Origin of the sequence: Micromonospora chalcea (genome assembly GCF_002926165.1) — a bacterium.
Taxonomy (GTDB): domain Bacteria; phylum Actinomycetota; class Actinomycetes; order Mycobacteriales; family Micromonosporaceae; genus Micromonospora; species Micromonospora chalcea.
Map to the genome: position 1 here is coordinate 82927 of NZ_MAGP01000176.1, position 13851 is coordinate 96777.

Annotated in this window: 10 protein-coding genes; 1 reads left to right on the forward strand and 9 read right to left on the reverse strand. The window is 73.7% G+C overall.

The window, feature by feature from the left end; translation table 11 throughout:
• Positions 1-18 precede the first annotated feature (18 nt).
• The 7 genes from BAW75_RS30780 to BAW75_RS33155 form a co-directional block, all read right to left on the reverse strand.
• Positions 19-699: a response regulator gene (locus BAW75_RS30780; protein ID WP_043327043.1), complete on the reverse strand. Its 681-nt coding sequence runs from the start codon at positions 697-699 to the stop codon at positions 19-21.
• Positions 696-3242, reverse strand: a complete 2547-nt coding sequence (locus BAW75_RS30785) for a sensor histidine kinase (RefSeq protein WP_043327045.1) — start codon at positions 3240-3242, stop codon at positions 696-698. The genes BAW75_RS30780 and BAW75_RS30785 overlap by 4 nt, the downstream gene beginning before the upstream one ends.
• 81 nt (positions 3243-3323) lie before the next feature.
• Positions 3324-4205, reverse strand: coding sequence for a potassium-transporting ATPase subunit C (locus tag BAW75_RS30790; protein ID WP_104115860.1), 882 nt, complete (start codon positions 4203-4205; stop codon positions 3324-3326).
• Positions 4205-6379, reverse strand: coding sequence for a potassium-transporting ATPase subunit KdpB (gene kdpB / locus BAW75_RS30795; protein WP_104115861.1), 2175 nt, complete (start codon positions 6377-6379; stop codon positions 4205-4207). Before kdpB ends, BAW75_RS30790 begins: the two co-directional genes overlap by 1 nt.
• Positions 6380-6399: 20 nt before the next feature.
• Entirely contained in the window at positions 6400-8055 is a 1656-nt protein-coding gene (gene kdpA / locus BAW75_RS30800; protein ID WP_104115862.1) for a potassium-transporting ATPase subunit KdpA, read from the reverse strand.
• Entirely contained in the window at positions 8055-8144 is a 90-nt protein-coding gene (gene kdpF, locus BAW75_RS30805; protein WP_036343797.1) for a K(+)-transporting ATPase subunit F, read from the reverse strand. The genes kdpA and kdpF overlap by 1 nt, the downstream gene beginning before the upstream one ends.
• Positions 8145-8328: 184 nt before the next feature.
• Positions 8329-8748, reverse strand: a complete 420-nt coding sequence (locus tag BAW75_RS33155) for a hypothetical protein (protein ID WP_244206327.1) — start codon at positions 8746-8748, stop codon at positions 8329-8331.
• Between the two features lie 172 nt (positions 8749-8920).
• Here BAW75_RS33155 and BAW75_RS30815 point away from each other — a divergent pair, with 172 nt between their 5' ends.
• On the forward strand, positions 8921-12148 hold the full coding sequence (locus tag BAW75_RS30815) for an ATP-binding protein (RefSeq protein WP_104115863.1): 3228 nt from the start codon (positions 8921-8923) through the stop codon (positions 12146-12148).
• Here BAW75_RS30815 and BAW75_RS30820 read toward each other — a convergent pair.
• The gene (locus tag BAW75_RS30820) at positions 12090-12884 is read right to left on the reverse strand and encodes an ABC transporter permease (protein WP_104115864.1); all 795 of its coding nucleotides are present in this window, start codon (positions 12882-12884) and stop codon (positions 12090-12092) included. The genes BAW75_RS30815 and BAW75_RS30820 overlap by 59 nt on opposite strands.
• Entirely contained in the window at positions 12881-13840 is a 960-nt protein-coding gene (locus tag BAW75_RS30825; protein WP_104115865.1) for an ATP-binding cassette domain-containing protein, read from the reverse strand. The genes BAW75_RS30820 and BAW75_RS30825 overlap by 4 nt, the downstream gene beginning before the upstream one ends.
• Positions 13841-13851: the final 11 nt, after the last annotated feature.

Genomic DNA, 13851 nt, shown 5'->3' on the forward strand with positions numbered 1-13851 from the left:
CCGAGGCGGTCGCAAACGTCAGGGGCGGTAGCGGTAGCCCATCCCCGGCTCGGTGATCAGGTGCCGGGGCCGGGCCGGGTCGTCCTCCAACTTGCGCCGCAACTGGGCCATGTACTGCCGCAGGTAGTTCGTCTCCTGGTGGTACTCCGGCCCCCACACGTCGTGCAGCAGCTGGCGCTGGCTGACCAGCTTGCCCGGGTTGCGCAGCAGCTTCTCCAGCATCGCCCACTGGGTGGGGGTCAGCTTGACCTCGACGCCGTCGTCCCGGGTGACGGTCCGGTCGGCCAGGTCGACCGTGTTGCGGCCGATCCGCAGCGCTGGCACGGCGGGCGTGGCCGGGGCGAGCCGCCGGGTCACCGCCCGGATGCGGGCGAGCAGCTCGTCCACCCCGAACGGCTTGGTGACGTAGTCGTCGGCGCCCGCGTCGAGCGCGGCCACCTTGTCCTCGCTGCCGGCCCGGCCGGAGAGCACGATGATCGGCACGGCGGTCCAGCCGCGCAGGCCCCGGATCACCTCGGTGCCGTCCAGATCCGGCAGGCCCAGGTCGAGCACCACCAGGTCCGGCGGGTGCCCGGCGGCGGCCTTGAGCGCGGCGGCGCCGCTGCCTGCTACCTCCACGTCGTAGCCCCGGGCGCGCAGGTTGATCCGCAGGGCGCGCAGGATCTGCGGCTCGTCGTCGACGACCAGGATCCGGGTCATTCCTGCGGCCCTTCCGCGTGCGGGGCGGCCGGCAGCCGCAACACCATGGTGAGTCCGCCGCCGGGCGTGGTCTCCGGGGTGATGCTGCCACCCATCGCCTCGGCGAGGCCCCGGGACAGCGCCAGCCCGAGGCCGACGCCGGTCTGGTTGTCCCGGTCGCCGAGGCGCTGGAACGGCAGGAAGACGTGCTCCCACTGGTCCTCCGGGATGCCCGGCCCGGTGTCGATCACCCGCAGCTCGACCTGCCCGGCGTGCGCGCTGCCGGTGATCGTCGGCGGGCGGCCGGGCGGGCTGTGCCGCAGCGCGTTCGACACCACGTTTACCAGCACGCGCTCCAGCAGGCCCGGGTCGGCCAGCGCCGCCGGCAGGTCGGCCGGGATGTCCGTGGTCACCTCGGCCGCCGCCGGGCCCAGTTCGTCGAGGGCCCGGGGTACGGCATCCTCCAGCCCGATCGCGGTGGTGGTGACGCCCAGCGCGCCGGCCTGCAGGCGGCTCATGTCGAGCAGGTTCGCCACCAGCCGGCCCAGCCGGTCCAGCGACTCGTCGGCGGTGGCCAGCAGTTCCTCCCGGTCGTCCGGGTCGAACTCGACGTCGTGGCTGCGCAGGCTGCTCACCGCGGCCTTGGCCGACGCCAGCGGCGTACGCAGGTCGTGGCTGACCGCCGCGAGCAGCGCGGTGCGCATCCGGTCGGCGGCGGCCAGCGGGCGGGCGGTGGCGGCCTCCTCGGCCAGCCGTTCCTGGCGCAGCGCGACGGCGGCCTGCGCGGCGAACGCCTCCACCACCCGGCGGTCGGCCGCCTCCAGCCGCCGGCCGGCGAGCACCACGCTGAGCCGGTCGTCGACCGGCACCACCGTCTCGCCCGCGCCCGGGCTACCGGGCGGCCGCTCGCCGACGCTCGCCACCACCCGCCAGGCGTCCGCGTCCCGGGCGCGCGCCGGGCGTCCGCCGGCCTCGTCGGTCAGCTCCAGCACGCTCACCGCGCGCAACCCGAACGTCTCCCGCAGCCGGTCCAGCAGGGCGGGCAGCGGCCGCTCGCCGCGCAGCACGCTGCCCGCGACGGTGGCCAGGGTCTGCGCGTCGGCGGAGGCCCGGGCCGCCTCCCGGGTACGCCGGGCCGCCACGTCGACCACCCAGCTCACCGCGATGGCGACACCGACGAACACGCCGAGGGCGAGCAGGTTGTCCGCCTCGGCGATGGTCAGCGTCCGGTACGGCGGGGTGAAGAACCAGTTGAGCAACAGCGAGCCGCCGAGCGCGGCGACCAGCGCCGGCCAGAGCCCGCCGACCAGCGCCACGCCCACCACACCGGCGAGGAACAGCAGGATGTCGTTTGTGAGGGTGAGGTCGGGCAGCGTCCGCAGCAGCAGCGTGAGCAGGGGCATGCCGAGCACGGCGAGCGCGTACCCGATCAGTCGCCGGCGTCGCGACAGCGCGGCGGGCACCGACGTGCCCCGGCGCCCGCGGCCCGCCTCGGGGTGGGTGACCAGGTGCACGTCGATCGGGCCGGACAGCGCGGTGGTGGTCACCCCGACGCCCCGGGCGAACACCTGCGCGAACCGGCCCCGGCGGCTCGCGCCGAGCACGAGCTGGGTGGCGTTGACGCCCCGGGCGAAGTCCAGCAGTGACGCCGGGATGTCGGTGCCGAGCACCTGGTGGTACGTGCCGCCGAGGCTCTCCACCAGCACCCGCTGCCGGGCCAGCTGGGCCGGGTCGGCGCCGGCCAGCCCGTCGCTGCGGGCGACGTGCACGGCGAGCAGGTCGGCGCCCTTGCTGCGGGCGGCGATCCGGGCGGCCCGGCGGATCAGCGTCTCACCCTCCGGGCCGCCGGTCAGCGCGACGACCACCCGTTCCCGCGCCTCCCAGGTGTCGGAGATGCCCTGCTGGGCCCGGTACGCGTCGAGCTGCTCGTCGACCTTGCCGGCCAGCCAGAGCAGCGCCAGTTCGCGCAGCGCGGTGAGGTTGCCGACCCGGAAGTAGTTGCCGAGCGCGGCGTCGATCTTGTCGGGCCGGTAGATGTTGCCGTGCGCCATCCGGCGGCGCAGCGCCTCCGGCGTCATGTCCACCAGCTCGACCTGCTCGGCGGCGCGGACCACCTGGTCCGGCACGGTCTCCCGCTGGGTGGTGCCGGTGATCTGCGCGACCACGTCGTTGAGCGACTCCAGGTGCTGCACGTTGACCGTGGACAGCACGCTGATGCCGGCGTCGAGCAGCTCCTGCACGTCCTGCCAGCGCTTCTCGTGCCGGGAGCCGGGCACGTTGGTGTGGGCCAACTCGTCCACCACGACGACCTCGGGCCGCCGGGCCAGCACGGCGTCCAGGTCCATCTCGGTGAACTCGACGCCCCGGTACGTCATCGGGCGGCGCGGCACCACCTCCAGGTCGCCGATCATCTCGGCGGTGTGCCGGCGCCCGTGCGTCTCGACCAGGCCGATCACCACGTCGGTGCCGCGCTCGGCCCGGCGCTGGGCCTCCTCCAGCATCGCGTACGTCTTGCCGACGCCCGGGGCGGCCCCGAGATAGATCCGCAGTTCACCCCTGCCCACAGCGTCCATCCTCCCTGAGTGCAAGGAAGGGCCCCCTGTTAACGCCTCGCGAGGTGAAGGGGGCCCTTCTTAACACTTCCGTCAGCGCGCCGGGAACGCCTCGTCCAGCGCGAGGTTGAGTTCCAGCACGTTCACCCCCGGCTCGCCCATGAAGCCCAGCGCCCGGCCGGTGGTGTGCTCGGCGACCAGCCGCCGTACCGCCGCCGGGTCCGCACCGCGCTCCCGCGCCACCCGGGCCACCTGGATCCGGGCGTACGCCGGGGAGATGTGCGGGTCGAGGCCGCTGCCGCTGGCGGTGACCGCGTCGGCCGGTACGGCGGGCCGGGCCGGGGCGTCCCCGCGGACCGGGGTGACGATGCCGCCCTCGGCCACGTAGTCGTCGCCGGGCCGCGCCGCCTCCACCGGTACGCCCTGCCAGGTGGTGACGAACGGCGTCGCGGGCGCAGCCTGGTTGACGCTCACCACGCGGGTGATCCGGCCGGTGAGCCCGTCGGCGCGGAACACGGCGAGCACCGCGCCCACCCCGTCCGGCGTGCAGTACGGGCGCCGCCCGTCCACGCCGTCCAGTTCGCCGACCGCCTTGCTGCGGGCGCAGACCTGGGTGAGCAGGCTCGACGTGGAGTCGGCGGGGTCGGCGGAGAGCGTGTCCACCACGCTCTCCGGGCCGAGGTTGCCGGCCGCGGTGGCGGTCGGGTCGTAGCCGTCCCCGGCGGCCGACGGGCGGGACTGGAAGTAGCGCGGGACCGGGTTGCCGTCCGCGTCGGTGAACGACTGGCCGATCAGCGAGCTGCCGACGGTACGGCCGTCGACGGTGAGCAGTGACCCGTCGGCCCTGCCGTCGAGGCCTGGGAGCCGGCCGGCGGCGACCAGGGCGAGCGGGTAGAGCAGGCCGAGCAGCACGGTGAAGACGAGCACCGCGCGCAGGGCGGCCAGGTGCTGGGAGAGCCAACTGGGAAGGCGCATCACGAGATCCTCGGGACGAACTGGACGAGCAGGTCGATGAGCTTGATGCCGACGAACGGCACCACGATGCCGCCGAGGCCGTAGAGCCACAGGTTGCGGCGCAGCAGCGCGGACGCGCTGGCCGGGCGGTACCGCACACCGCGCAGGGCCAGCGGGATCAGCGCCACGATGACTATCGCGTTGAAGATGACGGCGGAGAGGATCGCCGACTCGGGGCCGGCCAGGCGCATGATGTTCAGCCGGTCCAGCGACGGGTAGATGCCGGCGAACATGGCCGGGATGATCGCGAAGTACTTCGCGATGTCGTTGGCGATGCTGAACGTCGTCAGCGCGCCCCGGGTGATCAGCAACTGCTTGCCGATCTCCACGATCTCGATCAGCTTGGTCGGGTCGGAGTCGAGGTCGACCATGTTGCCGGCCTCCTTCGCGGCCGACGTGCCGGTGTTCATGGCGACGCCGACGTCCGCCTGGGCCAGCGCGGGCGCGTCGTTCGTGCCGTCGCCGGTCATGGCGACGAGCCGGCCGCCCTCCTGCTCCTTCTTGATCAGGGCGAGCTTGTCCTCCGGCGTGGCCTCGGCGAGGAAGTCGTCCACGCCCGCCTCGTCGGCGATCGCCTTCGCGGTACGCGGGTTGTCGCCGGTGATCATCACGGTGCGGATGCCCATCCGGCGCATCTCGTCGAAGCGCTCCCGCATGCCGGCCTTCACCACGTCCTTGAGGTGGATGACGCCGAGCGCCCGGGCCGGTTCGCCCGTCACGTGCTCGGCCACCACCAGCGGCGTACCGCCGGTGCCGCTGATCGCGTCGACCAGTTCACCGACCTGTTCGGTCGGGTGGCCGCCGTTGTCGCGTACCCACTTCATCACCGCGGCGGCGGCGCCCTTGCGGACGTGCCGGACGCCGCCGCCGGCGTCGAGGTCGACGCCGCTCATCCGGGTCTGCGCGGTGAACGGCACGAACGTGGCGTGCGGGATGAGGCCGGGCTCGCGCTCGCGCAGCCCGTACTCGTTCTTCGCGAGCACCACCACCGAGCGGCCCTCGGGGGTCTCGTCGGCCAGGCTGGACAGCTGCGCCGCGTCGGCGAGCGTGGCCGCGTCGACCCCGGTCACCGGCAGGAACTCGGCGGCCTGCCGGTTGCCGAGCGTGATCGTGCCGGTCTTGTCCAGCAGCAGCGTGTTGACGTCGCCCGCCGCCTCGACCGCCCGGCCGCTCATCGCCAGCACGTTGCGCTGCACGAGCCGGTCCATGCCGGCGATGCCGATAGCGGACAGCAGCGCGCCGATGGTGGTCGGAATGAGACAGACCAGCAGCGACACGAGTACGACGCCGGTGACGCCGGAGTCGGTGATCGCCGCGGTGTCCGGCGCGGCGGCCTGGTAGCCCTTCGCGAAGATCGCCATGGGCTGGAGCGTGACGACGGCGAGCAGGAAGACGATCGTCAGCGCGGCCAGCAGGATGTTCAGCGCGATCTCGTTCGGCGTCTTCTGCCGGTTGGCGCCCTCGACCAGCGCGATCATCCGGTCGATGAAGCTCTCGCCCGGCTTCTGGGTGATCCGCACGACGATCCGGTCGGAGAGCACCCGGGTGCCGCCGGTGACCGCGCTGCGGTCGCCGCCGGACTCCCGGATCACCGGGGCGGACTCGCCGGTGATCGCCGACTCGTCGACGCTGGCGATGCCCTCCACCACGTCGCCGTCACCGGGAATGACCTGCCCGGCCTCGACCAGGACGACGTCACCCTGGCGCAGTTGCGGCGCGGGCACCGCCTCGTCCCGGTACGCGTTCGCGGCGGCGCCCGGTGTCCAGCCGACCAGGCGGGTGGCGACGGTGTCCTGCTTGGCCCGGCGCAGCGTGTCGGCCTGCGCCTTGCCACGCCCCTCGGCGACCGCCTCGGCCAGGTTCGCGAAGATCACCGTGAGCCAGAGCCAGACCGTGATCGCCACGGCGAACACCGACGGGTCGGTCACCGCGAGCACAGTGGTGAACAGCGCGCCGATCTCCACGATCAGCATCACCGGGTTGCGCCAAAGCGTGCGTGGGTCGAGCTTGCGCAGCGCGTCCGGCAGCGACGCGATCAGCTGGCGAGGGTCGAGCAGCCCGCCGCCGACCCGGTCGTCGCGGCGCCCCGGCGTACCGGCCACCGGCGCTTCGGCGGTCTGCACAGGTGCTGTCATGTCCTTGTCTCTCATGGTGGTCACAGCCCTTCGGCCAGCGGGCCGAGCGCGAGCGCGGGAAGGAAGGTGAGCGCGACGAGGACCACCGTGACGCCGACGACCATGCCGACGAACAGCGGCCGGTGGGTCGGCAGGGTGCCCTCGGAGGCGGGTGTGGGTTGCTGGCGGGCCAGTGAGCCGGCCAGCGCGAGCACGAAGATGATCGGCAGGAACCGGCCGAGCAGCATGCAGAGCCCGAGCGCGGTGTTCCACCACGGCGTGTTCACGGTGATGCCGGCGAACGCGGAGCCGTTGTTGTTGCTGGCCGACGTGAACGCGTAGAGCACTTCGGACAGCCCGTGCGGCCCGACGTTCAGCGCTGTCGAGGCGTTGCCGGTGGCGAACGCTGCGGCGGTGCCGGTGAGCACCAGCGCCGGGGTGATCAGGAAGTACATCGAGGCGAACTTGATCTCGCGCGAGCCGATCTTCTTGCCCACGTACTCCGGGGTGCGCCCGACCATCAGGCCGGCCACGAAAACCGTGATCACCGCGAGGATCAGCAGCCCGTACAGGCCGGCGCCGACGCCGCCGGGGGCGACCTCGCCGAGCATCATGTTGCCCAGCGTCATCATGCCGCCCAGGGCGGTGTACGAGTCGTGGAACGAGTTGACGGCGCCGGTCGACGTGAGCGTGGTGGCCGCCGCGAACGTGGCCGAGTTCGACACGTCGAAGCGCACCTCCTTGCCCTCCAGCGCCGCACCGACCGCCTGCGGCACCGTGCCGTCGCCGGTCAGCTCGAAGACGTTGGTGAGGGTGATGCTGGCGAGCGCCAGGATCGCCATGACGGCGACGATCGCGTAGCCCTGCCGCTTCTGCCCCACCATCCGGCCGAAGACCCGGGGCAGGCTGAACGGGATCACCAGGATCAGGAAGATCTCCAGCCAGTTCGTCCACGCGGTCGGGTTCTCGAACGGGTGGGCGCTGTTGACGTTGTAGAAGCCGCCGCCGTTGGTGCCCAGCTCCTTGATGACCTCCTGGCTCGCCACCGGTCCGCCGGTGATCGTCTGGGCGCCGCCGGTCAGCGTGGTCACGTCGGTGCCGCCGGAGAGGTTCTGCACCACGCCGCCGAGCATCAGCGCGAGCGCGCCGAGCACCGCGATCGGCAGCAGGATCCGCAGCGTGACCCGGGTCAGGTCGACCCAGAAGTTGCCCAGCTCGCCGGTGCGGCTACGGGCGAAGCCCCGGACCAGCGCCACCGCCACGGCGATGCCGACGGCGGCCGAGACGAAGTTCTGCACCGCCAGCCCGGCCATCTGGACCAGGTGGCCCATCGTCGACTCACCCGAGTACCACTGCCAGTTCGTGTTGGTCACGAACGACACAGCGGTGTTCCAGGCGCCGTGCGGCACCACCGGGTCGAAGCCCAGCGAGAGCCACAGGTGGTTCTGCAGCCGCTGGAACGCGTACAGGAACAGCAGGGAGACGGCCGAGAAGGCCAGCACCGAGCGGGCGTACACGCCCCAGGTCTGCTCGGCGGCCGGGTCGACCCCGACCAGGCGGTAGATCCCCCGCTCGACGCGGGACGACCGGGTTCCGGCCACCACGCGGTACATGTGGTCGCCGAACGGCCGGTGCACGGCGACCAGCGCCACCACCAGCGACAGGACGAAGAGCACGCCGGCTGTGGTCATGCTCATCAGAAGCGCTCCGGGAACAGCAGGGCGACGACCAGGAACACGCCCAACCCGATCGCCAGCACCAGGCCGACGGCGTTGACGGCGCTCACAGCTTCTCCACGCCCCTCACCACGAGGGCGAGAGCCGCGAACAGCCCCACCGTCAGCAACACGAACAGCACGTCAGACACGGCTGATCTCTCCTAGCGGAAGATGTCCTCGCGACCGCCTCCCGGCCGCGCCGGGCAATCACAACGCCGTATCCGCCGGACCGACAGGGGTCTTGACGCGACCATCACGTGCGACGGCGGTTTCTTGACGCGCTTTTCACGCCGCCTCCGTGGGCGGTGATCCGGGTCACCGGACGGGCCTCGGCCCCGATCGACCGGAGGTGCCGGTAGCCGGTGCCGAGCACCGCGGCGAACCCGATCGGCACGGCCTGGGACCAGGCGTCACCCGGGCCGGTCAGCTCGCCGTAGCGGTGGGCGAGGAACCCGACGAAGACCGCCGCACCCAGCGCGGCCACCGCCGCGACCGCGCGCAGATCGGCCACCACAGCGGCGTACGCCCCGACGACGCCCGCCATCACCAGGACCCGCCCGGGCCGCTCGTCGGGTGTGAACACCCCGGCCGCCACCAGCGCCGCGCCGACCACCACGACGGCGCCGGCGGCCACCCGGAATCCGGTGCACCCGTCCGCCCGTTCTCGTCCCATGTCCGCCTCCCGCGTCGGTACGTCCCTCGCGGGCCATACCAGCCGGGCCGGGTGGGCACGGTCGACGGCTTTGACGGATCCGGTACGGGCGGGCCGGGACTTTTCACGCCGCCTTCACGGACCGCCCGGCGCGGGGACCGTGACGGGCCGGTCCGCCGCCTACGCTGGCCCGGTGACCACCGAACTGACCATGCTGTCGGACGTGGTCTGCCGAGGTGTGCCGGTGGGCGGCGCCCGGCTGCGCGCGCTGCTGGCCCTGCTGGCCGGCCGGCTCGGGTCCGGCTGCGGCACCGGCGCGCTCGTCGACGCGCTCTGGCCGGACGATCCGCCCCGGCATCCGGTGAAGGCGTTGCAGATCCTGGTCTCCCGGGCCCGCGCCGAGCTGGGCGCCGACCTGATCGTCCGGACCGCCACCGGTTACCGGCTGGCGCTCACCGACGCGCAGGTGGACGCGGCGGCGGTGCTGCGGCACGCGGCGGCGGCGGCCCGGCACGCCCGCGCGGGTGCGCACGCCCCCGCACTCGCCGAGGCGGAGGCGGGACTCGCGTACTGGGCCGGTCCGCCCGGCGATGACCCGGGCGAGCACGATCCGCTCACCGCGTTGCGCGCGGACCGGGCCGCCACGTACCGGGAACTGTCCCGGGCGCGGGCGCTCGCGTTGTCCCGGCTCGGACGGCCCGCGGAGGCACTGGCCGGTCTCGACGCGCTGGCCGCCGGAGGTCCGCAGGACGAGGAGGTGCTGGCCGAACTGCTCCGGTGCGAGGCAGCGGTGACGAGCCGGTCGGCGGCGCTGACGCGGTACGAGGACTACCGCCGCTCGCTCCGCGACGAGCTGGGCGCCGAGCCGGGAGCCGCGCTGCGCGAGCTGCACCGGGAACTGCTCGACGGCGAGAGCCGGGTGGCCCGGCCCGGCATCCCGTACGAGCCGAACCCACTGCTGGGCCGCGACGGCGACCTGGCCTCGGTGGAGTCCCTGCTCGCCGGCTCCCGTGTGGTCTCCGTCGTCGGACCGGGCGGGCTGGGCAAGACCCGGCTCGCGTACGCGGTGGCCCGGCGCGCGCCGCAGCGCAGCGTACGCCTGGTGGCGCTCGGCGCGGTCACCACCGACGGCGACGTGCCCGAGGCCCTCGCGGCGGCGCTGGGGGTCGGCGAGCCGGTCGCCGGGCCGGTCGGCGCACTGCCGGTGCCCGCCGACCCGGTCGCCGCGATCGTGGCGGCGCTCGGACCGGGGTCGGTGCTGCTGGTGCTGGACAACTGCGAGCAGGTGGTCCGGGGCGTCGCCGAGCTGGTGGCGGCGCTGCTGGCGGCGACCCGGGAGCTGCGGGTGCTGACGACCAGCCGCACCCCGCTGGGGTTGACCTCGGAGGCGGTGCACGCGCTGCCCGAACTGCCGCTGGACACGGCGGTGCAGCTGTTCACGCAGCGGGCCCGCGCCGCCCGGCCGGGCGTGGTGCTGCCCGCCGACCAGGTGGCCGAGGTGTGCCGGCACCTGGACGGGATGCCGCTGGCGATCGAGCTGGCCGCCGCCCGGGTGCGGGCGATGAGCGTGCCGGAGCTGGCCCGCCGGCTCGACGACCGGTTCGGGCTGCTGCGCGGCGGCCCACGGGACGCGCCGGCGCGCCACCACACGCTGCACGCGGTGGTCGACTGGAGCTGGAACCTGCTGCGGCCGGAGGGCCGGGCGGCGTTGCGGGCGCTGTCGGTGTTCCCGGCCGGGTTCAGCGCCGCTGCGGCGGACCGGGTACTCGGCGGGGACGCGCTGCCGGTGCTGGAACACCTGGTCGACCAGTCACTGCTGCGGGTGGAGGAGACGGCGGACGCGATCCGGTTCCGGATGCTGGAGACGGTGCGGGAGTTCGGCGCCGCCCGCCGCGCCGAGGCCGGCGAGGACGAGCGGGTGCTGGCGGCGTACCTCGCCTGGGCCCGCGAGTTCGGCCTCGGGCACCACGAGGCGCTGCTCGGCGCCGAACCGTTCACCGCCGTCGTGACGGTCCGCGCCGAGCAGGACAACCTGGTCGCCGCGCTGCGCCTGGCAGTGGCCCGGTCCGACGCACCGACAGTAGCGGGTGTCGCCGCCGCGCTGGCCGCCGTGTGGACGCTCGACACCAGCTACACCCGGATGCTCGCGCTGGTAGCCGACACCGACTTCCTGCTGTCCCACTACCGTCCGCCGCCGGAGTTCGTGGCACCGGTCCGCACCGTTGCCGTGCTCGCCGTGGCGCACACCCTGATGATCGCCGGGCGCCGCTCGACCCGCTCGCTGGTCGTGCTGCGCCGCCTTCCGCCGCCCCCACCGGACACGGTCGCCGATGCGATGGCGGTGGTGCTGGGCGCGCTCCCCGAGATCGACGCCGACCCGGCCGTGCTCACCGCGCTGCGTGCGCACCGCGAACCGCTTGTCGCCGCGATGGCGAACGCCCTGGCCAGCTATCTGCTGGAGCAGGCCGGGCGGCCTGACGACGCGCTCGACGCCGCTCGGCGGATGCTCGACACGCTGGCGCACCGGCCGCTGCGGTGGCTGCTGGTGCTCGCCCACTCCCGGGTCGGTGAACTCTGCATGCAGGCCGAACGCTCGGCGGAGGCCCGGGATCACCTCACCGCCGCGCTGGACCTGCTGGCCGACTCCGGCCCGTGGTGGGACCGCCTCCAGATCCGCTGGAGCCTGGTGCTGGTCAACCTGGCGCTGGGCGAGGTCGACGAGGCGGAACGCTGGCTGCGGCTGGCCACCACCGACGCCTGCGACAGCCGGTACGACGCACCGCCGGTGCCGGACGACCAGTACGGCATGCGGGCGTACGAGCGCGGCATCAGGGCCGAGTTCGCGCTGGCCCGGGGCGATGTCGAGGCCGGGCTGGCCGGTTGGCGGGAGGCGCTGGACGGGTTGCGGCGGCCGTCGAACCCGCTCATCTGGTCCGGCCCGCCCGGCGACGCGCCGTGGCACCTGGAGATCCGGGCGGCGGCCCTGGCCGCACACGCCCGGCACGGCCGGCTGGACCTGGTGCCGGGGCTCGCCGACTCGCTGCGCCGCCGGAGCGTGGCGCTGCTGGCCGACCCGATCGCCGAACCGCCCGGCTTTCTCGTGCAGCTGCCGATTCACGGGTCACTGCTGCTGGCCCTCGGCCTGGTGGAACTGGGCCGGTCGGGCGGCGACCGGGCGGCCGGCGGCCGGCTGGTCGCGCTCGCCGAACGCTTCGGCTACCTGCGCAACCTCCAGCCCACCATGTCCTCGGCGGCGGCCCGCCGGGCGGCGCGCGACGCGGACGCGGCGGCGTACGACGCGGCCCGCACGTCGTACGCCGCCCTCGACCACGACGAGCTGCGGCTCGCCGCCGTGGCGGAACTCAGCGGGACGGATCCCGGTCGTACAGCCGGCGCGCCCACAGGTAGCCGAGCAGGCTGATCCCGGCGCACCAGGCCACCGCCGCGACCGCGTCGCCGCCGTCGACCTGGCCGGCCAGGAGCAGGCCGCGCAACGTCTCCATGATCGGGGTGAACGGCTGGTGCTCGGCGAACCAGCCGAGCCACGCGGGCATCGAGTCGGTCGGTACGAACCCACTGCCCAGGAACGGCAGCAGCAGCAACGGCATGGGCAGGTTGCTGGCGCTTTCCACGCTCTTGGGCACCATGCCCAGCGCCACCGACAGCCAGGTGATCGCGAACGCGGTGAGGGTGAGCAGCCCGACTGCGGCGAGCCACTGCGCCGGACCGGCGTCCGGCCGGAAGCCGACCAGCAGCGCCACACCGACCACCACCGCCAGCCCGAGCAGCGTCTGCGCCACCGCGCCGACGACGTGGCCGGTGAGGACCGCCGCGCGGGCGATGGACATGGTGCGGAACCGGGCCACGATGCCCTCGGTCATGTCCATGGCCACGGCGATCGCGGTGCCCTGTGCCGCACCGGCCATGGCGAGCAGCAGGATGCCGGGGGTCACGTAGTCGGCGTACGCGGACCGGCCCCCGGCCACACCACCGAGTCCGTTGCCGAGCGTGCCGCCGAAGACGTAGACGAACAGCAGCAGAAAGATCACCGGAAGGGCGATCACCATGACGGTCAAGGATGGGTAGCGCACCGCGTGCTTGAGGTTGCGGCGCAGCATGGTCGCCGAGTCCCCAACAGTGTGGGCGAGCGTGCTCATGCGGTCACCTTCTCCTCGGTGGGGTGACCGGTGAGGGCCAGGAAGACGTCGTCCAGATCGGGGGTGTGCAGGCTCAGCGAATCGACAGCGACACCGGCGGCGTCGAGCCGGTCGAGCAGCGCCCGTACCCCGCTGACGCTCCCGTCGCCCGGCACCCGCAGGGTGAGGTCGTCGTCGTGCCGGGCGGCCGCCGGGAACAGCCCGGCCGCCGCGGCCAGGTGCGCCGCGTCGGTGAAGTGCAGGCGTACGTGGCCGCCGGGCACCAGCCGCTTCAGCTCGGCCGGGCTGCCCTCGGCGACCAGGCGACCGCCGTCGAGCAGCGCGACCCGGTCGGCCAGGTGGTCGGCCTCCTCCAGGTACTGGGTGGTGAGGAAGACGGTGGCGCCCTCGGCCACCAGTTCCCGGACGATCTGCCACATGGCCCGGCGGCTACGCGGGTCCAGGCCGGCCGTCGGCTCGTCCAGGAAGATCAGCCGGGGGCGGCCGACGAGCGTCATCGCCAGGTCCAGCCGGCGCTTCATCCCGCCCGAGTACGCCGCCACCGGCTTGCCCGCCGCCTCGGTCAGGTCGAAGCGGGCCAGCAGGTCGTCCACCACCCGCCGTCCCTCGACCCGGCCGAGGTGCCGCAGGTCGGTCATCAGCCGCAGGTTCTCCGCGCCGGTGAGCAGCGCGTCGACGGCGGAGAACTGGCCGGTCACGCCGATCGCGGCGCGTACCCGATCCGGTTCGGCGGTCACGTCGTGGCCGGCGACCCGGACGGTGCCGGCGTCGGCGCGGATCAGTGTGGAGAGGATCTGCACGGTGGTGGTCTTGCCGGCGCCGTTCGGGCCGAGCAGGGCGAACACGGTGGCCTCGGGTACGCGCAGGTCGACACCGTCGAGCACGACCTGTCTCCGGTACGCCTTGCGCAGCCCGGACACCTCGACCATCGCGCCGGGAAAATTCGTCGTCGTCATGCCCGCAACCG